Raw genomic sequence first — 22561 nt, forward strand, 5'->3', positions numbered from 1 at the left:
GTAACCAACCCATTATTGCCTCCAGGACGGCTCCCATGACCCAAAACCAACTCGACAAGAAATCCGAAGCCTGGTCGGCCCTGTTCTCCGAACCGATGAGCGACCTCGTGAAGCGCTACACCTCCAGCGTCTTCTTCGACAAGCGCCTGTGGCAGGCCGACATCCAGGGCTCGCTGGCGCATGCCGGCATGCTGGCCGCGCAGGGCATCATCAGCGTGCAGGACCACGCCGCCATCGAACGCGGGATGACGCAGATCCGTGGCGAGATCGAATCCGGCGCCTTCGAATGGAAGCTCGACCTCGAAGACGTGCACCTGAACATCGAGGCCCGCCTGACCCAGCTGGTCGGCGACGCCGGCAAGCGCCTGCACACCGGCCGCAGCCGCAACGACCAGGTCGCCACCGACGTGCGCCTGTGGCTGCGCGGCGAAATCGACCTCGTGGGCGACCTGCTGGTCGAGCTCCAGAAGGCGCTGGTGGACATCGCCGAGAAGAACGTCGACGTGATCCTGCCCGGCTTCACCCACCTGCAGGTGGCGCAGCCGGTGAGCTTCGGCCACCACATGCTCGCGTATGTCGAGATGTTCAGCCGCGATGCGGAACGCATGGCCGAGGTGCGCCGGCGCGTCAACCGCCTGCCGCTGGGCGCCGCCGCGCTGGCCGGCACCAGCTACCCGCTGGACCGCGAACTGGTAGCCAGGACCCTGGGCATGGACGGCGTCTGCCAGAACAGCCTGGACGCGGTGAGCGACCGCGACTTCGCCATCGAATTCACCTCGGCCGCCAGCCTGTGCATGGTGCACGTGAGCCGCATGAGCGAAGAACTCATTCTGTGGATGAGCCAGAACTTCGGCTTCATCCAGATCGCCGACCGCTTCACCACCGGCTCGTCGATCATGCCGCAGAAGAAGAACCCCGACGTGCCCGAGCTGGCGCGCGGCAAGACCGGCCGCGTGGTCGGCCACCTGATGGCGCTCATCACGCTCATGAAGGGCCAGCCGCTGGCCTACAACAAGGACAACCAGGAAGACAAGGAGCCGCTGTTCGACACCGTCGACACGCTCAAGGACACCCTGCGCATCTTCGCCGAGATGATCGGCGGCATCACCGTGAAGCCCGAGGCCATGGAAGCCGCCGCGCTGCGCGGCTACGCCACCGCCACCGACCTGGCCGACTACCTCGTGAAGAAGGGCCTGCCCTTCCGCGACGCGCACGAGACCGTGGCGCACGCCGTGAAGGCCGCCACCTCGCACAAGGTCGACCTGGCCGAGCTGCCGCTGGCCGTGCTGCAGCAATTCAACCCCAGCATCGAGAAGGACGTGTACGACGTGCTGAGCCTGCGCGGCTCGCTGAACGCGCGCAACATCCTGGGCGGCACCGCCCCGGCGCAGGTGAAGGCGCAGGTCGCCCGCCACCGCGCCCGCCTGGGCTAGAAATGTCCGCCCCCGGCTTTTCACTCGCTGCGCTCGTGTAACTCCACCCCCCAAGGGGGAGGCGCGGCCCGCCTTGGGGCGGCCCGGCGGCGGCCGCCCGTAAACGGCAAACCCGACAGCTGGAAAACACACTGTGTTCTACGCCATCCCGCTCGAGAACAGGCCGAGCTGGCGCAATCCGCCGTGGATGACGGTGCTGCTGATCCTCCTGAACATGATCGTGTTCTGGGGACCGCAGCGCAGCGAGGAAAAAGGGCAGGAGCGCGCCGCCAGCTACTACGTGAAGAGCGCGCTGCCCGCGCTGGAGCTGCCAGCCTTCGTGGAGTGGCTCGAAAAGACCGACCCGAAGCGCGGCAAGCTCGCGCGCCGCATGCTGCCGCACGAGGAGGCCTATCCCCAGCTGCTGGAAGGCCTGCAGAACGACAGGAAGTTCTTGCAGAAGCTGCGCTCCGACCAGGTCATCACGCCGTCGAACCCGCAGTACGGCGAATGGAAGCAGGCTCGCCAGCAGTACGAGGCCCTGCTGCCCGCGCCCTTCACCGAACGCTGGGCGCAGAGCTACGCGACGGATGCCGAATTCAGGCCCTGGACCTGGATCACCAACGCCTTCCTGCACGGCAGCACCGGCCACCTGCTGGGCAACATGCTGTTCCTGTTCCTCTTCGGCTTCTCGGTCGAGCTGGCGCTGGGGCGCGGCACCTACCTGGCGTTCTACCTGCTGGGCGCGGTCGGTGCGTCGGTGCTGGCCGGCTGGGCCTATGCCGGCGGCACCTACGGGCTGGGCGCCTCGGGCGCGGTCTCGGCGCTGATGGGCATGTACGCGGTGATGTACCGCCTGCGGCGCATCCGCTTCTTCTACCAGCTGTTCTTCTATTTCAACTACGTCACCGCGCCGGCCCTGCTGCTGCTGCCGGCCTGGATCGCCAATGAGCTGATGCAGCACTGGCTGGGCGGCCAGGGCATCGCCTACATGGCCCACCTCGGCGGCCTGCTGACGGGTGCCGCGCTGATGTACGGCGCCATGCTGCTGGGCCGGGTGAAGACGCCCGAGACCGTCAAGTCGGAAATGGTGAACGACGACGACCGCTTCGACGAGCACGTGGCCGCCGCCCGCAAGTACGGTGCCGCGATGAAGTTCGACCGCGCCTGCGCCGAATGGCGCGCCGCCGCCGCCCTGCGCCCCGGCGACGCCGAGACGCTGCGCGCGTGGTTCAACACCGCGCGCCTGCAGCCCGCGAGCGACGATTTCCACCAGGCCGCGCGCCGCATCTTCCGCCTGCCCGCCACCGACGAGGACACGCTGGCGCTGCAGCACACGAGCTTTCAGATCTACCTCGACCAGGCCCGTCCCGGCGTGCGGCTCAAGCCCGAGGACATGGCGCGGCTGGCGCGCCGCTTCTCCCGCATCCGCCAGTTCGAGGACGCCGAGCGGCTGTGCCGCATCCTGCTGAAGACCGCGCCCGACCACCCCGAGCTGGCCGACACTCTCTCGACCTGCGCCAACGGCCTGCTGCACGCGGGCCTGCGCGACAAGGCGATCGGCCTGCTGCCCCACCTGCTGCGGCTGGCACCGAACGACATGGTGACGCGCGCGCTGCAGCGGGCCTGAGCAAGACAAGAGGAAAGATGCTGTCGCCGGACCAGCGGAAGTGGCAGCGCCACTGGCACGAAGTCTTCGACGCGGCGCTGGGCCCCGACGGTCCGCCCGGTCGGCCGCTGCCGGAAGACATCGACACCGACTTCAGGCTGCAGTTCGAACTCTGGGACCTGTCCGCCGAAGCCCGCGCGCAGGCCTTCTCCGTCTTTCCGCGCGCCGGCGAAATGCTCGCGCGCATCGACGCGCACCGGTCCGCCCCGCCCCAGGCCATCGATGCCGACGAGGCGATCCGCATCCTGCGCAATGGGCTGAAGCTGCTGCATCAGCTCGGCATCGAGGCCCCCGAGCCCGATGCCGCCATCGCCGTGCTCGACCCCGGCAAGCTTTCCCCGCAAGACGCCTTCTCCAAGGCCGACAGCCCCTTCATCGAGTTCCACGACGTGCTGCACGACATGGCGCTGCGCGAGACCGGCGAAGCCGGAAAGGACGCGTATTTCTTTCTGTCGGAGCCGCTCTACCGCCTCGCGGCCTCCTACCCCGTCGCCCACTGGATCTGCTGGCCGCTGTGCGCACCGGCCGGAGCAGCGGACGCCAGCGAAGCCGAGTACAGGCTGTGGCAGGGAGGCTGGTCGTCGGGGTGGAGCGAGGAAGGCGTGTTCCTCTTCGACCGCCGCGAAGAATTCGGCCTGCCGGGCTGATCAGGCCGTCTGGGCCGACGGCGCGGCCGGCCGCAGCAGCCAGCGCACTTCCTGCGTCTGCTCGCTGTCCGGGTAGCGCGCTTCCATTGTCGTCAAAATGGGCTGCGCCATGTCGACGCGCCCCAGCCCCTGCACCAGCGCGCGCGCCGCGAGTTCGTAGGCCTGCGGGATCGCCTCGTTGCCGCGGAAGCGCTTGTCGAAGCCCGACAGCAGCGCCAGCGTGGCGTGCGCGTCGCCGTTGCGCCATTCGGCGCGCGCCATGGCGATGACCATGGCCGGGTCGTCGAGTGCGAAGGCCTTGTCGCGCTCCTTGCAGGCCTTGAAGACCTTCAGCGCCTCGGAGGCCAGGTCGCGCCGCATCAGGAGCGGAATGAAGCGCTTCGCCTGGTCGGACATGGTGTCTTTCTTCTCGGGCATCAGCGCCAGCACGCGGTGGTAGCGGCGCTGCGCCGAGAGGTCGTCGAAGTCCGCCGTGCGCTGTGCCTCGTAGGCCGTGCCCAGCGCGGCGGCGAGGTCGCCGTCGGTGATGAGCTGCGCCACCTCCGCGTCGATGCGCTGCGAAGCGATCTGCGCGGGCGTGCGGCGGTCGGCCGGCGCGCCGTCGGGCAGCTCGCTGCCCGGCACGGCGTCGAAGCCGAAGGCGTCGTGGTGCTGGAACATCACGTAGCCCAGCAGGCTGGCCATCACCCAGCCGAAGTAGATGAAGACGAAGTTGATGACCGGCAGCACGATGCGCCCGTCGAACATCGGCAGCACGATCGACAGCGCCACCTGCGCACCCGTGCTCAGCAGAAACAGGAAGAAGCACAGCAGCGCGTACGGCCAGCCGATGGTGCGCATCGCGTCCATCACGTGGCCGGGGTTCATCGCCTGGAAGAAACTGCCCGACTGCACCAGCACGATCACCGCCGCCGGGAAGGTGAAGGACATGACGAAGAGGCCCACCGTGCCCAGGATGGGCGCGTACCAGGCGAGCCAGCCGATCAGGAAGGCCTGCACCAGCGAGATCGCGAAGAGCTTCCACGGCAGGTAGGTCCACTCGTCGCTCGATTCGCGGCCGAAGTCGGCCGAGTCGCGGATGCCGCGCGCGCCCAGCGCGATGACCTTGAAGCCGTAGCGGCTGGCCGCCAGCATGATGCCGACCTCGATGACGAAGAGGGCCAGCGCCTGGGGCAGGAAGAAGATGGCGTCGAAGAGCAGGCTGCAGAACGCCAGCAGCAGGCCGTAGGCCAGCGGCCGCATCTGGAACGGAAAGGCGAAGAAGCTGTTGAGCCGGTGCCAGAAAGGCGGTGGCGGCGGCAGCGCATCCTTGACGGCGATCATGGCAACTCCCCTGTTCATTGTTTTCTTGCTTACTTGCGGAAGAAATCGCTCTGGCTCATGGCGCCGGCGCCGCCAATGCGCATCACTGTGACCTCGTCAGCATGCACGAGCCGCATCTGACCGAGTTCGCGCTCCAGCCGCTGGGTGAAGTTGGTCTTGTACTGCAGCACCGTCTCGCCCATCTTCAGCACGTTGGTGCCCTTGACGATCGCGCTCTTGCGGTCGCTGGCCATCTCGATGCTGTCCAGGTTGTATTCGTACTCGATGGTGAGGATGCCGCCCATCCGGTCGCCGACCCTGCTGAAGGTCTCGAAGGCTTCGCGATTCGCCTTGCAGGCCTCGTCGCGGTCGTGCGAGGTCTCGACCGTCTTGCCCATCATCGTGGTCTTGCTGTCGATCCGGGCCTTGCGGCTGAGCTGCTTGCACAGCGCGTCAGCATCGCGCGAGTAGATGGAGTGGGCTTCCTTCTGGTAGTAGTCACGCACCATCGGTTCGTCGATCTTGCGACCGCCGATGAAGAAATACCACGCGCCCACGCAGAGCGCGATCACGATCGCAATTTGCTTCATTCTTCTCCGTCCGCGTGCGCGCGGTCCCTCGATTTATGCGCGGCAGTATACGTTCACAAATGTTTCCAAAAGACTTCATTCGGGCGACGCGCTGAATCCGCCCGCCGGGTTGCCCCGTACACCGGTCATGCGCATCGATGCCCCACAATTCCCGGATGCCTGCACCCAGCCCCGACGCCGAACTGATGGCGCTGATCGACCGGATCGGCCATCGCGACGAAGCCGCCCTGCGGCAGCTCTACGACCGAACCTCACCCCGTCTGATGGGCCTGGCGATGCGGGTGGTGCGCCAGCGCGAATGGGCGGAAGACGTGCTTCAGGAGAGCTTCCTGACCGTCTGGCGGGTCGCCAGCGACTACCGCGCCTCGCTCAGCCCGCCGCTGGCCTGGCTGGGGCTCATCGTGCGCAGCCGCTCGCTCGACCTGCTGCGCCGCCGTGCCGCCGACCGGGCCCAGCTGACGCAGGAATTCGACGAGCAGATGGCCGACCAGCTCGAATCCGATTCGCCCGACCCGGCCGCCAGTGCCGATGCCAGCGAGCAGGCCTGGGCGCTGCACCAGTGCCTGAGCCAGCTCGAAGGCCGCCAGCGCGAGGTGGTGAGCCTGGCCTACCTGCGCGACATGAGCCACGGCGAACTGGCCGAGCAGCTCAGGCTGCCGCTGGGCACGGTCAAGACATGGATACGGCGCGGGCTGGAAAAGCTGCGCGTGTGCATGGGGCGCTTTGCGTGATAGCGGTGACGACGAAGAAGAAGGCGGCTTCCCCATCATGAATCTCATCGCACACCCCGAACTCCTGGAGCTGCTGGCCGCCAGCCATGCGCTCGGCACCCTGCGCGGCGGCGCCCGCCGCCGCTTCGAGGCACTGGCCCGCGAACAGGCGCCAGTGCGCGCCGCGGCGCTGGTCTGGCAGGGCCGGCTTGCGAGCATGACCGAGCTGCAGTCGCCGGTCGCGCCCGATGAAGCCGTGTGGACGCGCATCCGCAACATCATCGACGCCGAGCAGTCCGCGCTCGCGCTGGAACGCCAGCGCGAGACGGCCAAGGCTGCCGGCGAGCCCCGCCAGGGCGGCTGGCTGCGCAGCCTCGCGCTGTGGCGCGGTGCCGCCGCGGCCGGCGCGCTGGCCACCGTGGTGGCCGTGACGGTCGGGCTGAACCTGCGCGACCAGTTGCAGAACGCCCCAGCGGTGCAGTACGTGGCCGTGCTCAACGACGACCAGGCGGCCGCCTCGATGCTCGTGACCTTCGATCCGAAGAAGAAGCAGCTCGTGCTGCAGCGCGTGGGCAGCTTCAAGGAAGGCGACGACAAGTCGCTGCAGCTCTGGGCACTGCCTCCGGGCGGCGCGCCGCGTTCGCTGGGCGTGCTCGGCAATGCGCCGGCCCTGAAGCTGACGGCGTCGGAGTCCGACGTGCAGGCCGTTCCCGCGCTGGCCATCTCGCTCGAAGCCAAGGGCGGCGTGCCTGCGGGCAGCGGGCCGAAGGGACCGATTCTGTTCAAGGGCGCGCTCATCGAGAAAACCATCTAGCCGGGGCCAGCCTCTGTCAACGATCGCCTGCCTTGGGGCGTCGTGGTAGAAAACCCGCCTGCCCCTCGCCTTCCGCCCTTCCTCCGTCCTTCCAATGTCTTCGATGAAAACCGCGCTGGCCGCGGTCGCCCTGCTGACCGCCGCGCTGGCCGCGCAAGCCCAGTCCAGCTTCTTCCCCCAGGAATCCGAAACGGCCGCCGCCGAGGCCGCCGCCGCGCGCGACTACCTGGCCGCCAAGGACCGCTGGCACAACGAGCTTGCGGCCTTCGCGCGCGCCGACCAGGAGCGCTTTCCGGCCCCCGGCGGCGTGGTGTTCGTGGGCAGTTCCACGGTGCGCATGTGGACGCGCCTCTCGCAGGACTTCGCGCGCGTGCCCGGCGGGGTAATCAACCGGGGCTTCGGCGGCTCCACGCTGGCCGACTGCGCCCTCTTCGCGCGCGACCTGGTGGTGCGCTACAAGCCTCGCCAGGTGATGGTCTACGCGGGCGACAACGACCTGGCCGAGGGCCGCACGCCGCTGCAGGTGCTCGACAGCTTCGCGCGCTTCGCCAACGCGGTGCGCGCCGAATTGCCGGAGGCGCGCATCAGCTTCATCTCGGTCAAGCCCAGCCCCTCGCGCGAGCAGCTGCTGCCGCAGATCCGCGAGACCAACCACGTGATTTCGGCCTACCTGAACCTGCTGCCCAACAGCGAGTTCATCGACATCTACACGCCGATGCTGGGTGCGGACGGACGGCCGCGCATGGAATTGTTCAGGGGCGACAGGCTGCACATGACCGATGAGGGCTATAGGCTCTGGCACTCGGTGATCGCGCCGCACCTGCCAAACCCTTGACTCACCCCCAGGCTTCGCGCACTTCGTGTCGCGCGCGCCTTCCGCTGCCCGGGGGCAACACCTGTGGCCCGGCAGAGCCGGTTTCACGGTGTTCCTGGAAAAGACGTCAAGCCCGCGCAGGCTCCGACGGCACGTCGTCCGCCGGCGGCGGCACGTCCGCCCCGCGCGTGAAGCGCGCCACGAAGTACATCCCCGAGAACACCGCCGCCAGCAGCAGACCGTCGCCCCACCAGGGCCGCGCCGTCTGGCTGTCGCCGTAGAAGGCCAGCACCAGCAGCACCGCGATGAGGTGCGCGCAGAACACCGGCAGCGAGGCCGAGCCCATCGCCTCCAGCCAGCGCAGCCGCGGGATGCGGCGCATCAGCCAGGGCCCGAAGCGCACCGCCAGGATGCCCAGCGCCACCAGGTTCACCAGCCGCAGCGGGCCGAGCTGCCATTTGTCGAACAGCAGATTCAGCTCCACATCGCCGCCGAACGGCGCCTGCCCGTTGATGCCGGTGTGGCGCCAGTACAGCCCGTAAAGCGCGATGCCCGCCGCCAGCGCCAGCAGCCACGCCGGAAAGCGCAGCGGCTGCGCATCCGGATCGTTGCGGGTCGCGCCGATGCACAGCCCCGCGAACCACAGGAACTGCCACGCATAGGTGTTGAACGCGCCCATCTCGTGGAAGGGCACCGGCACGCCCAGGTAGCGCACCGCCAGCCCGTAGACCCATTCGCTGATGCCGAACTGCGCCGCCGCCCACACGGTGGCGCTCGCCACCATCACCCAGGTCCAGCCGTGGCGCATGGCGAAGGCCAGCACCCAGGGGCTCATGAGCATGAAAAAGATGTACATCGGCAGGATGTCGAGCAGCGCCGGCTCGTAGATGAGCAGCAGCCCGTAGATGAAGCCCTCGCGCGGCTCCGCCAGGTAGTACGACACCAGGTTCTTCACCGCAGGCTGGTCGATGTGCAGGCCCACGGCCGTGATCACGGTGAACAGGAACAGCAGGGTCGCCGCCTGCGCCAGGTAGACCTTCAGCACGCGCCGCCAGAAGGCCTGGCGCATCGAGTCGACCCCGCGCACGTGGCCGATGCGGCTGTAGACCAGGCCGGCCACGAAGGCCGACAGCAACACGAAGCCCTCGGCGGCCGAGACGAAACCGAAGGGCTGGCCCAGCGGATCGGTCAACCGGGTGGGCAGGTGGGTGACGGTCATCAGCACGAGCATCAGCCCGCGCAAGGCGTCTATTTCCCAGTAGCGTTTCATCGGTCGGCGGCGAGGTCTTGGTGGCGGTCCGCGCGGCGCACGCACGACGGCCCCGATTGTAAGAAGACCGGCGTAAAGCCCGCCCAAGGCCCGCCGCGCCCGGCGATCAAGCCAACGGCCTATGACTGTTGGCACTCCCGAACCGTCGCGCAAATCGGCTACGCTGCGCGCTGCCTCTCAGGTGGAGATACAAAAAAGTGAACCGTTTCCTTCCAACATTGCTCCTGGCCGGCGGCGTTCTTGCGTCCGGCCCGGGCTTTGCCCTCCAGATCGTCAGCCTCTCGCCGCAGGGCGAAGTGGCGCGCGTGCGCCAGGTGGTCGCCAAGTTCGACCAGCCGGCCGTCAACTTCGGCGACCCCAAGGCCCCCGCCCCGCTCACCGTGAGCTGCAACGACGCCCAGGCCGCCAAGGGCACCGGCCGCTGGACCGACGCCAAGGCCTGGGTCTACGACTTCGAGAACGACCTGCCGCCCGGCGTGCGCTGCACGGTCACCCGCATTCCCACCTTCAAGCCCGCCTCGGGCGAACTCACCGGCCCCGAGCGCTACCAGTTCAACACCGGCGGCCCCTTCGTGCGCAACTACATGCCGGGCAGCTACGGCCGCATCGACGAGCAGCAGATGTTCATGCTGGAGCTCAACGGCGCGGCCACGCTGGAGAGCGTGCGCCAGAACGTCTGGTGCACGGCCGACGGCGTGGGCGAGCGCATTCCCGTCAAGCTGCTCGACGGCGAACAGCGCGCCGGCCTGCTCAAGGCCTTCGGCCGCGAGAAGTCGGCCGAGAAAGACCCGCTGCGCTTCATCACGATGCAATGCAACCGCACGCTGACGCCGGGCGCCAAGGTGCAGGTCGTCTACGGCAAGGGCGTGGCCACGCCCTCGGGTGTGGCCAACAACGTGGAGCGCCGCCTCGAATTCCAGGTGCGCGAACCCTTCGCGGCTTCGTTCACCTGCGAGCGCGAGAACGCGCAGGCCGCCTGCCTGCCGCTGCGCCCGATGCAGCTGACGTTCAACGCGCCGGTCACGCGCAAGCTGGCTTCGCAGATCGAACTCAAGGGCAACGGGCAAACCGTCAAGGCCCAGATCGAAGGCGGCGCGCAGAGCGACGACGACGTGGTCAACGGCGTGTACTTCGGCCCGCCGCTGGCCGAGAGCGCGCAGTACAGCATCGAGCTGCCCTCGAAGTTCGAGGACGCCTCGGGCCGCCCGCTGGCCACGCCCGGCAACTTCCCGATGAAGGTGGCGACCGGCGCGATGCCGCCGCTGGCCAAGTTCGCCGCCTCGCCCTTCGGCGTGGTCGAGCGCCTGGCCGAGCCCGACACGCCGGCCATGATGCCGGTCACCGTGCGCCGCGTGGAGCCGAAGCTGATGGTGAACGCGCTCACGCCCGGCAAGGTGAGCGACATGAACCCGAAGACCGACGCGGAAATCATCGCGTGGTTCCGCAAGGTGCGCCGCTACGACAACTTCACCGTCTCGCGCGAACAGGCGCGCAAGGACGTGAAGGGCCCGCTGCCCCCGGTCATCGACAAGGACGACCGCACCACGCTGCAGACCCGCATGCTGTCGCTGCTGGCCGGCCAGCCCGGCGTGAAGGCGCTCGACATGCCCAAGGCCGACTCGGGCGACCCGCGCCCCTTCGAAGTCATCGGCATCCCGCTGACGCCGGGCTTCCACGTGCTTGAAATCGCCTCGCAGAAGCTGGGCGAGGCGCTGCTCGACGAGCGCTACAACGCCGGGCGCACGATGTACGTGCGCACCACCGCGCTGGCCACCAACCTGGCGGTGCACTTCAAGCTGGGCCGCGAGAACTCGATGGCCTGGGTCACCACGCTGGACAAGGGCAAGGTCGTGGCCGGTGCCGAGGTGCGCGTGTCCAGCTGCGACGGCAAGGCCGTGGCCAGCGGCACCACCGACGCCAACGGCGTGGTCATGCTCAGCGGCGTGTCGCCGCAGGCGCCCTCGTGCAACGGCCCGAACGAATACGACAGCGGCGCCTGGTTCGTCAGCGCCCGCGCCAAGGACGAGAAGGGCGTGGAAGACCTCGCCTTCACCTGGAGCGACTGGCAGCGCGGCATCGAGCCCTGGCGCTTCAACGTGCCCACCAGCCTGCAGGCCGAGGCCGACCGCGTCGCCCACACCATCTTCGACCGCACGCTGCTGCGCGCCGGCGAAACGGTGTCGATGAAGAGCCTGATCCGCACGCAGACCAGCAAGGGCTTCGGGCTGCCCGAGAACCGCCCCGACACGCTGGTCATCACCCACGTGGGCAGCGGCCAGCGCTTCACGCAGCCGCTGAACTGGCGCAAGACCGCCACCGGCGGCCTGAGCGCCGAGAACAGCTTCGCCATTCCGCCGGCCGCCAAGCTCGGCGTGTACGAGGTGATGCTGCGCAGCGGCAAGGGCAAGGACGCCAACGGCGAGGGCGAAGGCGAAAGTGAAGGCGATGGCGACGACGGCTACGGCCGCAGCTTCTCCACCGGCAGCTTCCGCGTCGAGGAATTCCGCCTGCCCGTGCTCGAGGGCCGCATCGCGCCCACCGACAAGAAGCCACTGGTGGCGGCCACCAGCGTGCCCGCCGACGTGCAGATCAACTACGTCTCGGGTGGCGGCGCGGCCAACCTGCCGGTGCGCGTGTCGGCCATGGTTCGCGGCAAGAGCCTGAGCTTCTCCGACTACGACGCCTTCAGCTTCAACCCGCCGCGCGCCTCGCAGGGCGACGGCAGCGAGGCCGCCACGGCGGTCTCCGCCGCAGCCGAGGCCGGTTCGGGCGAGGAAGACCTCAACAGCGTGAACGACACCCGCGTGATCGCAGACAAGCTGCCGCTCACGCTGAACAAGGACGGGGCCGGCAAGGTCACCATCGACAAGGTGCCGAAGGTCAAGGCCGCGCGCGAGCTGCTGCTGGAGGCCACTTACGCCGACCCGAACGGCGAGGTGCAGACCATCCGCAGCACGCAGACGCTGTGGCCGGCTTCCGTCATCGCCGGCATCAAGACCGAGGGCTGGGTCTCCACTGCCCAGAAGCTGAAGTTCCAGGCGCTGGCGCTCGACCTCTCGGGCAAGCCCCAGGCCAACGTCACGCTCAACGTGCGCGCCGTGGCGCGTATCACCACCACCAGCCGCAAGCGCATGGTGGGCGGCTTCTACACCTACGACAACAAGACCGAGACCAAGGACATCGGCACCGTCTGCAGCGGCAAGAGCGACGCGCGCGGCCTGCTGCTGTGCGAATCGGAGCTGAAGGAGGCCGGCGAGGTCGAACTCATCGCCAGCGCCACCGACGGCGACGGCCGCGACGCCAAGGCCGTGAGCTCGGTCTACGTGACCAAGCAGGGCGAACTCTGGTTCGGCGGCGAGGACAACGACCGCATCGACGTGCTGCCCGAGAAGAAGAGCTACCAGCCCGGAGAGATCGCCAAGTTCCAGGTGCGCAGCCCCTTCCGATTCGCGACCGCGCTGGTCGCGGTGGAACGCGAGGGCATCATCGAGACGCACGTGGTCAAGCTCGACGGCAAGGACCCGACCGTCACCCTCGAGGTCAAGCCCGAGTGGGGCCCGAACGCCTACGTGAGCGTGCTCGCGCTGCGCGGCCGCCTGCGCGAGGTGCCGTGGTACAGCTTCTTCACCTGGGGCTTCAAGTCGCCGCGCGAGTGGTGGACGGCCTTCTGGTACGAAGGCAAGGAATACGTGGCGCCGACCGCCATGGTCGACCTGAGCAAGCCCGCCTACCGCCTCGGCATGGCCGAGATCCGTGTCGGCACGCGAGCGCACCAGCTCGACGTGAGCGTCACCAGCGACAAGCCCAGCTACCCGATCCGCAGCAAGGCGCAGATCACCATCAGCGCCAAGCTGCCCGACGGCAAGCCGGCCGCCGGCGCCGAAGTGGCGCTGGCCGCGGTCGACCAGGCCCTGCTGGAGCTGATGCCCAACGACAGCTGGAACCTGCTCAACGCCATGCTGCAGCGCCGCAGCTGGGGCGTGAGCACCTCCACCGCGCAGATGGAAATCGTCGGCCGGCGCCACTACGGGCGCAAGGCCGTGCCCGCAGGCGGCGGCGGCGGCAAGGGCCAGACGCGCGAACTGCTCGACACTCTGCTGGTGTGGAACCCGAAGGTGGTGCTCGACGCCAACGGCCAGGCCGTGGTGACGGTGCCGTTGAACGACGCGCTGACCACCTTCAAGATCGTGGCCGTGGCCGACTCGGGCACCAACCTGTTCGGCACCGGCCAGGCCAGCATCCAGGCCACGCAGGACCTGCAGATCATCAGTGGCCTGCCACCGCTGGTGCGCGAGGACGACCAGTTCCGCGCCCAGGTCACGCTGCGCAACACCACGCAGAAGCCGATGAAGGTCGAGGCCACGCCGCGCGCCACCCTGCTCACGCTGGAGCCGCAGACGGTCGACATCCCGGCCGGCGAGGCGCGCGAAGTGGCATGGACCGTGACCGCGCCCGCCCAGCTCGCGCAGACGCGCGCCGAAGCCATCATCTGGGAGATCGAGGCGAAGGACACCATCGGCGGTGCACGCGACGCACTCAAGGTGCGCCAGCGCATCGTGCCCTCGGTGCCGCTCACGGTGCAGCAGGGCACGCTGGTGCAGGTTGACGGGCCGTTCACGCTCGACGTGGCGCCGCCCGCCGACGCCCTGCCCGGCCGCGGTGGCCTCAAGCTGTCTCTGCAGCCCAAGCTGGCCGAAGGCCTGCCGGGCGTGCGCGACTGGTTCGCCAACTACCCCTTCATCTGCCTCGAACAGAAGACCAGCAAGTCGGTCGGCCTGCGCGACGCGAAGATGTGGCAGGGCGTGCTCGCGACGCTGCAGACCTACCTCGACAGCGACGGCCTGGCCAACTACTTCCCGCCTCGCGATGGCGAGGCCAACCGCGGCAGCGACATCCTCACCTCGTACCTGCTCGCGGCGACGAATGAAGCGGCCCAGCTCAACCCCGCCTTCGCGCTGGCCGACGACGTGCGCGCGCCGATGGAGTCGGGCCTGATCGCCTTCGTCGAAGGCCGCATCACGCGCGAGTTCTGGAGCCCGCGCAAGGACCTCGACGTGCGCAAGCTCGCCGCGCTCGAAGCGCTCTCGCGCTACGGCAAGGCCCGTGGGGCAATGGTCGGCAGCATCACCATCGCGCCGAACCAGTGGCCCACCAGCGCGGTGATCGACTGGCTCAACATCCTCAAGCGCGTGAACGACGTGCCGCAGCGCCAGCAGCGCCTGGACGAGGCCAACAACGTGCTGAAGGCGCGCCTGTCGTACCAGGGCACCAAGCTGATCTTCAGCACCGAGCAGGACGACTACTGGTGGTGGCTGATGACCAACGGCGACGTCAACACCGCCCGCCTGCTGCTCAGCGTGATGGACGACCCGGCCTGGAAGGACGACATCGGCAAGCTGGCCAACGGCTTCATCGGCCGCCAGCAGAACGGCGCATGGCACACCACCACCGCCAACCTGTGGGGCGGACTGGCGCTGGAGAAGTTCAGCAAGGTGTTCGAGAGCACGCCGGTGGCCGGCGTCACCGCCGCCACGCTCGGCGCGGTGAAGGCGCAGGTCGACTGGAGCAAGGTCGAGCGCGTGAAAACCAGCGACGCCACCGGCGCGCCGAACCAGACCACCTTCTTCGGCGCACCCGCCTCGCCGGGCAACCTGAAGAACAACACGATGTTCCTGCCGTGGGCCGCGTCGCCCTCGGGTACTCCAGTGCGCGACACCCTGCTCGTCACCCAGCAGGGCACCGGCAAGCCGTGGCTCACGCTGCAGTCGATCGCCGCAGTGCAGCTGAAGGCGCCGTTCGCCGCCGGCTACGCCATCAAGAAGACCATCACCCCGGTCGAGCAGGCCACAGCCGGCAAGTACACCCGCGGCGACGTGCTGCGCGTGACGCTGGAGGTGAACGCCAGCGCCGACATGACCTGGGTGGTCATCAGCGACCCGATCCCGGGCGGCGCCACCATCCTCGGCGGCGGCCTGGGCCGCGACTCGCAGATCGCCACGCAGGGCGAGAAGAAGAGCGGCGCCGGCTGGCCGGCGTTCGAGGAACGCAGCTTCGAGGCCTTCCGCAGCTACTACGAATACCTGCCCAAGGGCGTGGTGAAGATGGAATACACCGTGCGCCTGAACAACGTCGGCGACTTCGCCCTGCCGCCCAGCCGCGTCGAGGCGATGTACGCGCCCGAGATGTTCGGCGAGGCGCCGAACGCGCGGGTGAAGGTGGAGGCGGCGAAGTAGATGCTTTCCAGGACAGCCTGGCGCGCATACCGAGATACAGGTACAGATGAATAACCTTCGCCTCGCACTCGCGGGATTTCTGCTTCCCTGGTCCGCATTGGCCGCGTCGGGCGATTCGCCGGTGTCCGTCGACTACCGCTGCCTGACGGAATCCGCCGCGCAATCGATCCGCCTGGAATGGCGGGTGTTTTCCGATCCGAACAGCAACTGGTCCGGCGGCTACGTCAGGTACAAGGGATCGCCGCGCGTGATCACCATCGTGCCGGTGAAGACCGAAGTCGGGGACAAGCCCGAAGGCCGTCCTTGGGAATACACCACCACCTGGGCCGAGATCGTCGACGGCCGCATCGCGGGCCAGTACGTGGTGACGACCCAGGGCGCGAACATCTACGGTTTCGACTACAAGAACCTGCGCAATGGCAAGCAGTATTCGTTCTCGCAGGACATCGGCTCCGACGACGGCAAGAAGTGCACCTGGTAACCGCCAGCACCGATTTGCCGCATTGCGCCCGCAGGCGGACCTTCGGTTGCGCTGAGGGGGCCGCGCCGGTCATCGCTCCTTCACCGGCTACCGTCACCATCGCGGCGAACCAACAACCTGGAGGAAAACACCATGGGCCTGGCTGTCTGCGTCGGCATGCTCGCCGAACTGCTCGAGGACGATCCTGAAAGCGCCGAGGGCTTCGAGGAAGAACTGGCCGAAGTCAACCGCGTGCTGGCCGCCGCGGGACTTCCCCCGCACATCGAGCCGCACGGACCGCTCGAACTCGACTCCCGCGCGTCGATCGACGGCTTTCCGTACTCCTTCATCCACTACCTGCGCCGCGCCTATGCCCACCGCGTGCTGGCGCCCGACTGGGTGGCCACGCCGCTGGCGGACGATGTCGATCCCACGGCCGACCCCAAGATCCAGGCGCTGCTCGACGGCTCCGAGAGCCATCTGCTGTGCCATTCCGACGCCGAGGGCTTCTACGTTCCCATCGACTTCAAGGAAGTGCTGTTCGACGGGGATGGCGAGGAAGAAGACGATGAAGACGATGAAGAGGCCGACCACGACGCCGAAGGCGACGCGGACATCGAGGAGCTGAACGGCCTGCCTGGCGGCATGCTCGGCTCTTCCCACCGCCTGCTCGAAGAACTCGTGTTCGTCGCCCCCGCCCTGGGCATCCGTCTCGAGAACGGCAAGCTCTCCGACGAGGAAGCCGAACGTATCGATGCACTCATCGACGACGACAACGGCCTGTACCGCGAATACGTGTCCTGGCTGCTGCTGTACGAATCGGCGCGGTTGAGCATCGAGCACAAGACGGCGATCGTTTTCTGCTGAATCGGCTGAAAATGCGCGGCTTGGAGGCTCTCCGACATTCCGCATGAGTTTCGCCACCGCCCTGCGCAGCTATTTCTCCCTGGCCTTCCGCTGGCAGCGCGGCCGCCAGGGCACGGGCTACGACAAGATGCTTCTGCTCACGGCGCGCCGGCCGCTGCCGTTCGACAGCTACCTCGTCCGCTACCCCGAGGGCTCGGAGATCCCGCCGCATACCGACCCGGTGCAGGCCGGGCGGCACTACCGGCTGAACATCGTGCTGAAGTCCCCGCGCTCGGGCGGCGAGTTCGTGTGCGCCGACCCGATCTTCGCGACGCGGCGCGTCAAGCTGTTCCGCCCCGATGCCTGCGAGCACAGCGTGACGCGGGTGGTGGGCGGCAGCCGCTATGTCTTCTCGCTGGGCTGGGTGCTCGCCGGCAAGCCCCGCTGACGCACACGCCCGAAACCGTCGACCCCAAGGAGGCTCGCCCGCCATGACCCGGCTGATCGAAATCCGCACCTACAGGCTCAAGCCCGGCACGCTCGCCGCGTTCCACGAAGCCATGCATACGCGCGCCGTACCGATGCTGCGCAGCAAGGGCATGGACGTCGTCACCTACGGCCGCTCGGACCACGAGGAAGAGAGCTATCACCTCGTGCGTGCGTATGCCGACCGGCAGGCGCTGGAGGCGCAGCAATCCGCCTTCTACGGCTCGGCCGAGTGGCGCGAAGGCCCGCGCGGCGCGCTGGTCGAGCGCATCGAGACCTACCTCAACACGCTGCTGTGGGTTTCGGACGAAACCGTCGCCAGCATGCGCTCGCTGAATCCGCCCGGCGAACCAGGAGCCTCTTGAGATGCACCTCTCTACGGCCGGAACCTGCCAGCCTGACCGCGATGCGGGCAGACTGCCCTCCCTCCCCTTCACCCTTTCATCAGGAGACCACCCATGAACACGCTGGCAATCGCAAACAAGCTCGTCGCGCTGTGCAAAGAAGGAAAGTTCGATGAGGCCGAGTCGCTCTACACGCCCGACGCCGTGAGCGTCGAGGCCAGTGCCCCGCCCGGGCAGGCGCGCGAGGCGGTGGGCCTCGCGGCCATCAGGGCAAAAGGCGAGTGGTGGGTCGCCAACCACGAAGTGCATTCGATGCAGGTTGCCGGCCCTTGGCCGCACGACGACCGCTTCATCGTCGGCTTCCGCTTCGACGTGACGATGAAGGCCACCGGCCACCGCTTCACGATGGAAGAAATGGCGCTCTACACCACGAAGGACGGAAAGATCGTGAAGGAAGAGTTCTTCTACGACACCGGCGAATAAGCCCCACACCCGCGGCCGGTGTCGCGTGACGGCCGTTACGGCCGTGACGTAGCGCCCGGCCGCCGCGCTTGCCGCCATGGCGGGCGACCCCGGATCATCCGCGGCCTTTGCACTTCACCAAGCAAGGAGCCGACCGGATGATTCTTCGCCTCTCATACACAACATTTCATCGACTGCCCAGCCGCCTGCTCACGGGCTGCTGCATTGCAGTTCTTTCCGCCATCACCCACGCCGAACCCATCGGCTTCGCCACCGCGCCAGCCGCCATCGTGGCGCGGGTGATGAACGGCGCGCCGGGCAGCATCGTGGTCGGCATCTCGCGCGAGGGCCGCACGCAATTCGCGATGCAGCGCAACGCCGTCGGGCAGCCGGGGCAGATCGTCGAGACCACGCAGACGAATGCGCAGCCGCTCTTCGAGATCGGCTCCATCAGCAAGGTATTCACCGGCGTGCTGCTGGCGCAGGCGGTGGAGCGCGGCGATCTCTCGCTCGACGACACGCTGGGCAAGCTGCTGGCCGGCCAGACCACGATGCCGCCGCAGGTGGCGGCCATCACGCTGCGCCAACTCGTCACCCACACCGCCTGCCTGCCGGGAATGCTGCCGGATGCGCCGGGCCTGGCCAGTAGCCAGCCTTTCGCACGGCCCGACCGGCCGCAGTTGCTCGCCGGGCTTTCGACGCTCCGGCTGGAACACGCCCCGCCCTGCAAGGGCCCCTACAGCAGTCTGGGTCTGGGCCTGCTCGGCCAGTTGCTGGCCGACCGCTACGGCAAGCCATGGGACCTGCTGGTGCAGGAGAACATCGCCGTGCCGCTGGGCATGAAGGACACGCTGCAGCACCTCGGCGACGAAACCGGCCGGCTCGCACCAGGCTACGAACGGGACACGCCGCGCACGCCCTGGGACTTCGACGCGCTCGCAGGCGCCGGCGCGCTGCGCTCGACGGCTGCCGACCTGCTGGTGTTCGCGCGCGCTCTCATGGCCGGGCGCAACGGTCCGCTGGGCGCGGCAGCCGAACGCGCGCTCGCGCCGCTCGGCAACGACGGCACCTACGAGGTGGGCTACGCCATCCGCATGCGCGGCGACGCCGGCCACCGGACCTGGTTCCACACCGGCCAGACCGGCGGCTACCGCGCGCTGCTGGTGTTCGACCCCGCGAAGCAGCAGGCGGCCGTGATGCTCGCGAGCAATTCGTCGGCGGCGGCCGCGCGGATGGTGGACGACATCACGCGCCCGCCTCCACCGCCCGCGCGCCATCAGCCTTGCGCCCCCAGGCACAAGCACAAGTAGGAAGCAAGTTCTCTCCCGGGCGCGATGCGGGCAGAATGCCCCGCAGGTGCCCTCATGAACACAAGATTTGTAGAAGCCTTCCTCTGGGCCGCGCGGCTGGGCAGCTTCCGCGCGGCGAGCGACCGGCTCCACATCACGCAGGCGGCGGTGTCCAACCGCGTCGCCTCCCTCGAAGAAGACATCGGCGCGCGCCTGTTCGAACGCGACGCGCGCGAGCTGCGGCTCACGCCCGTGGGCGTGCGGCTGATGGACTACGGTGAACGCCTGCTCGAGCTGCGCCGCGAGATCGTCTCGCTCGGCCGGCCGCGCGAAGACATCCTCGGGCTGGTGCGCATCGGCGCCATCGAGACCGTGGTCCACACCTGGCTGCTGGGCTTTCTCACCAACCTGCGCTCCACCTATCCGGGCATCGAGGTGCAGCTCACCTCCGAGACCACGCTGGCGCTGCACCGGGGCCTGCGCGAGGGCGCGCTCGACATCGCGCTGCAGACCGACCACATCGCCGGCGCTGGCATCGTGAGCACGCCCTGCCTGCCGATGCCCATGGGCTGGGTCGGCGCGCCCGGCGCGGAGCCGGTGCAGACGGTCGAGCAGCTGCTGCGCCAGCCCGTGCTGACGATGAGCCCGGGTTCGCAGCCGCACGAGGCGCTGAAGAACCTGTTCCGCGCGGCGGGCATTCCGCTGGGCAAGGTGCACTGCGTGAGCTCGATCTCGGCGCTGGCGCGGCTGGTGAAGGCGGGGTTCGGCAACGCGCTGGTGCCGCTGCCGCCCTGCTACGAGTACGTGGCCATCGGCGACGTGAAGATCATCGAGTGCGACGCGCTCATCTCGCCGCAGCGCATCGTGGTGAGTCATCTGGAAGCCGCCGACTCCGACGCCATCCGGCTCGTGGCCGAACTGGCCTGCCGGGCCTCCGACCAGTTCACCACCTCGGCCGTCGCACCAACCTGGAGCACGACCGCAGAGGGTTAACCCTCGGATTGGCGCATCCGGGCCCCGAAAAGGGGCCAGTAATTCTTGTGGCTGTCGCCCAGAAAAACTCGTTTGTGACAGTTCGACCCTGCGACGGAAGATCGCGCCTTCATTTTTCGAAGGCCCGCCTCCTCTTCCGCCGCCATGAACACACCTGACTCCTCTTCTTCCGCAGCAGCAGTGAACGGCCTGCTGTTCGTCGCCTCCGACGTCGACCCCGCCGACGAAGCCGACTTCAACCGCTGGTACGACCAGGAGCACGTGGAAGAGCGCGTGCGCATTCCCGGCTTTCTCTCGGGCGCGCGCTATTTCTCGCTCGAAGGCGGCCGCAAATACCTGGGGCTGTACCGCACCGAATCGCTGGCGGTGTTCGGCTCGCCCGGCTACCGCGCCGCGTTCGAGAAGCAGACGCCATGGTCCGTCGCCAACCTCGACCGCATGCGCCAGCCGATGCGCCGCGTGTGCGCGGTGCGCGCCGTCACCGGCTTCGGCAGCGGCAGCCACGTGGTCGTGCTCCCGCTGACCGCAGCAGCCGACGCCGAGGCCCAGGTGACAGCCGCCGCCAACGTCGGCGCGCAGCTGCGCAAGGAACAGGCAGGCTTCGTGCAGTCGTACCTGCTCGTGCCCGACGTTGCGCTCAGCTCGCCGCTGCCGCGCGAATCCACCGAAGGCCGCGTGCTGCAGCCACTGCTGGTGATCGAGACCGGCAGCGAAGCCGCCGCCCGCGCGGCGCGCGCCACGGCCGCAGCCGCATTCGACGCCGATCCCGCCAGCGGCTGGCTGCTCGCGCTCGGCTGGAAGCTGAACGCGGCCGAGCTGGCCTGACACGGCGAGCGTCCGTCCCCTCTTCTCCTCTCTCCCACCTCCCCACCGAACAAAGGCATTCCAATGACCGAACATGTTCTCCCCGCCGCAGGCTCCACGGCACCCGGGCAGGCCGCGCCGGCCTCCGCCAAGATGGGCCGGCTGGCCATGGCCAGCTCCATCGGCACCACGCTGGAGTGGTACGACTTCACCGTCTACAACATCATGGCGGCGCTGGTCTTCAACGCGGTGTTCTTCCCCTCGTTCGATCCGCTGACCGGCACCATCCTCGCGTTCTCGACCTACGCGGTCGGCTACATCTCGCGCCCGCTGGGCGGCGTGGTGTTCGGCCACCTCGGCGACCGGCTGGGCCGGCGCTTCGTGCTGGTGGCCACGCTGGTCATCATGGGCGTCTCAACCGGCCTGATGGGCCTGCTGCCCACCTACGCGAGCTGGGGCATCTGGGCGCCCGCCGCGCTGGTGGCGCTGCGCTTCGTGCAGGGCGTGGCGCTCGGCGGCGAATGGGCCGGCGCGGTGCTGCTGTCGATGGAGCACGGCAAGCCCGACGAGCGCGGCCGCAACGCCTCCTTCACGCAGGTGGGCCCCTCGTGCGGCACGCTGATCGGCACCGGCTTCATCGCCGCGGTGTCGGCATGGCTGAGCCCTGAAGACTTCCAGAGCTGGGGCTGGCGCATCCCCTTCATCTCCAGCGTGGCGCTGGTGCTGTTCGGCCTGTGGCTGCGCCGGGGCGTGGACGAAACGCCCGTCTTCCGCGAAATGGAAGAGAAGAAGGCCACCGCCAAGACGCCCATCAAGGAAGTGCTCACGCAACACTGGCGCCGCCTGCTGGTGGCCGGCGGCTCGCGCATCGGCTCCGACGTGCTGTATGCGCTGGTGGTGGTGTTCACGCTGACCTACGTGACCACCGTGCTGCACCTGTCGCGCCCGCTGGCGCTCACCGCCACGATGATCGGCGCCGCCTGCAATGCGATCGCGGTGCCGTGGTTCGGCAGCCTGTCCGACCGCATCGGCCGCCGGCCGGTCTACATCGCCGGCGCGCTGCTGGGCATGGTCTGGGCCTTCGTTTTCTTCGTGCTGATGGACAGCGCGCACCCGGTCGCCATCTGCGCGGCGGTGGTGGTGGGCCTCCTGATCCACGCGATGATGTACGGCCCGCAGGCCGCCTTCGTCACCGAGCAGTTCCCCGGCCGCGTGCGCTACGCGGGCGCCTCGCTGGCCTACACGCTGGCCGGCATCGTGGGCGGCGGCTTCGCGCCGCTGATCATCGCGAGCCTGTTCAAGTCGTGGGGCAGCACGGTGGCGGTGTCGTTCTACGTGGTGGCCGCGCTGGGCGTGACGCTGATCGCCCTGCTGGTGGCGCGCGAAACCGCCAAGCGCCCGCTGGAGAGCTGATCG

At 68.5% G+C, this 22561-nt stretch carries 19 protein-coding genes; 16 read left to right on the plus strand and 3 right to left on the minus strand.

Annotation, left to right across the window (positions count from 1 at the left end; translation table 11 throughout):
- Nucleotides 1-35: 35 nt before the first annotated feature.
- The 3 genes from argH to AC1VNX_RS26875 all read left to right on the plus strand — a co-directional run bounded on the left by argH (nt 36) and on the right by AC1VNX_RS26875 (nt 3728).
- Entirely contained in the window at nt 36-1433 is a 1398-nt protein-coding gene (gene argH, locus AC1VNX_RS26865; protein ID WP_301507813.1) for an argininosuccinate lyase, read from the plus strand.
- Between the two features lie 133 nt (nt 1434-1566).
- A complete protein-coding gene (locus AC1VNX_RS26870) occupies nt 1567-3042 on the plus strand; it encodes a rhomboid family intramembrane serine protease (RefSeq protein WP_483160628.1) in 1476 nt (491 codons plus the stop codon).
- A 17-nt stretch (nt 3043-3059) separates the two neighbouring features.
- Nucleotides 3060-3728, plus strand: coding sequence for a hypothetical protein (locus tag AC1VNX_RS26875; RefSeq protein ID WP_483160629.1), 669 nt, complete (start codon nt 3060-3062; stop codon nt 3726-3728).
- Here AC1VNX_RS26875 and AC1VNX_RS26880 read toward each other — a convergent pair whose 3' ends face one another.
- Both AC1VNX_RS26880 and AC1VNX_RS26885 read right to left on the minus strand, forming a co-directional pair.
- Nucleotides 3729-5051, minus strand: coding sequence for a hypothetical protein (locus AC1VNX_RS26880; protein ID WP_483160630.1), 1323 nt, complete (start codon nt 5049-5051; stop codon nt 3729-3731).
- 29 nt (nt 5052-5080) lie between these two features.
- The gene (locus tag AC1VNX_RS26885) at nt 5081-5620 is read right to left on the minus strand and encodes a hypothetical protein (RefSeq protein WP_483160631.1); all 540 of its coding nucleotides are present in this window, start codon (nt 5618-5620) and stop codon (nt 5081-5083) included.
- A gap of 155 nt (nt 5621-5775) precedes the next feature.
- Between AC1VNX_RS26885 and AC1VNX_RS26890 the strand changes: the two genes are divergently transcribed.
- The 3 genes from AC1VNX_RS26890 to AC1VNX_RS26900 all read left to right on the plus strand — a co-directional run bounded on the left by AC1VNX_RS26890 (nt 5776) and on the right by AC1VNX_RS26900 (nt 7979).
- Nucleotides 5776-6351 (plus strand): RNA polymerase sigma factor, encoded by a 576-nt coding sequence (locus AC1VNX_RS26890; RefSeq protein ID WP_483160632.1) that lies wholly within the window; start codon nt 5776-5778, stop codon nt 6349-6351.
- A 37-nt stretch (nt 6352-6388) separates the two neighbouring features.
- Nucleotides 6389-7144 (plus strand): anti-sigma factor, encoded by a 756-nt coding sequence (locus AC1VNX_RS26895; RefSeq protein ID WP_483160633.1) that lies wholly within the window; start codon nt 6389-6391, stop codon nt 7142-7144.
- A 103-nt stretch (nt 7145-7247) separates the two neighbouring features.
- Nucleotides 7248-7979, plus strand: a complete 732-nt coding sequence (locus AC1VNX_RS26900) for an SGNH/GDSL hydrolase family protein (RefSeq protein WP_483160634.1) — start codon at nt 7248-7250, stop codon at nt 7977-7979.
- Between the two features lie 106 nt (nt 7980-8085).
- Here AC1VNX_RS26900 and opgC read toward each other — a convergent pair whose 3' ends face one another.
- Nucleotides 8086-9228, minus strand: a complete 1143-nt coding sequence (gene opgC, locus AC1VNX_RS26905; RefSeq protein ID WP_483160635.1) for an OpgC domain-containing protein — start codon at nt 9226-9228, stop codon at nt 8086-8088.
- A gap of 197 nt (nt 9229-9425) precedes the next feature.
- Here opgC and AC1VNX_RS26910 point away from each other — a divergent pair, with 197 nt between their 5' ends.
- The 10 genes from AC1VNX_RS26910 to AC1VNX_RS26955 all read left to right on the plus strand — a co-directional run bounded on the left by AC1VNX_RS26910 (nt 9426) and on the right by AC1VNX_RS26955 (nt 22558).
- Complete coding sequence (locus AC1VNX_RS26910; protein WP_483160636.1) at nt 9426-15461, plus strand: alpha-2-macroglobulin family protein; 6036 nt, start codon at nt 9426-9428, stop codon at nt 15459-15461.
- A 46-nt stretch (nt 15462-15507) separates the two neighbouring features.
- A complete protein-coding gene (locus AC1VNX_RS26915) occupies nt 15508-15942 on the plus strand; it encodes a hypothetical protein (protein WP_483160637.1) in 435 nt (144 codons plus the stop codon).
- A gap of 132 nt (nt 15943-16074) precedes the next feature.
- Nucleotides 16075-16788 carry a hypothetical protein gene (locus tag AC1VNX_RS26920; RefSeq protein ID WP_483160638.1) on the plus strand — a complete coding sequence of 238 codons (714 nt, stop codon included), beginning with the start codon at nt 16075-16077 and terminating at the stop codon, nt 16786-16788.
- 43 nt (nt 16789-16831) lie between these two features.
- The gene (locus AC1VNX_RS26925; protein ID WP_483160639.1) at nt 16832-17215 is read left to right on the plus strand and encodes a 2OG-Fe(II) oxygenase family protein; all 384 of its coding nucleotides are present in this window, start codon (nt 16832-16834) and stop codon (nt 17213-17215) included.
- A 43-nt stretch (nt 17216-17258) separates the two neighbouring features.
- The gene (locus AC1VNX_RS26930; protein WP_483160640.1) at nt 17259-17618 is read left to right on the plus strand and encodes an NIPSNAP family protein; all 360 of its coding nucleotides are present in this window, start codon (nt 17259-17261) and stop codon (nt 17616-17618) included.
- A 93-nt stretch (nt 17619-17711) separates the two neighbouring features.
- On the plus strand, nt 17712-18080 hold the full coding sequence (locus AC1VNX_RS26935) for a nuclear transport factor 2 family protein (RefSeq protein WP_301507802.1): 369 nt from the start codon (nt 17712-17714) through the stop codon (nt 18078-18080).
- A 137-nt stretch (nt 18081-18217) separates the two neighbouring features.
- Nucleotides 18218-19369, plus strand: coding sequence for a serine hydrolase domain-containing protein (locus AC1VNX_RS26940; protein WP_483160641.1), 1152 nt, complete (start codon nt 18218-18220; stop codon nt 19367-19369).
- 54 nt (nt 19370-19423) lie between these two features.
- Nucleotides 19424-20341: a LysR family transcriptional regulator gene (locus AC1VNX_RS26945; RefSeq protein ID WP_483160642.1), complete on the plus strand. Its 918-nt coding sequence runs from the start codon at nt 19424-19426 to the stop codon at nt 20339-20341.
- Nucleotides 20342-20485: 144 nt separating this feature from the next.
- Nucleotides 20486-21166, plus strand: coding sequence for a hypothetical protein (locus AC1VNX_RS26950; protein WP_483160643.1), 681 nt, complete (start codon nt 20486-20488; stop codon nt 21164-21166).
- A 63-nt stretch (nt 21167-21229) separates the two neighbouring features.
- Entirely contained in the window at nt 21230-22558 is a 1329-nt protein-coding gene (locus AC1VNX_RS26955; protein ID WP_483160644.1) for an MFS transporter, read from the plus strand.
- Nucleotides 22559-22561: the final 3 nt, after the last annotated feature.

It is taken from the genome of Variovorax sp. TLI9-5A, assembly GCF_056867935.1.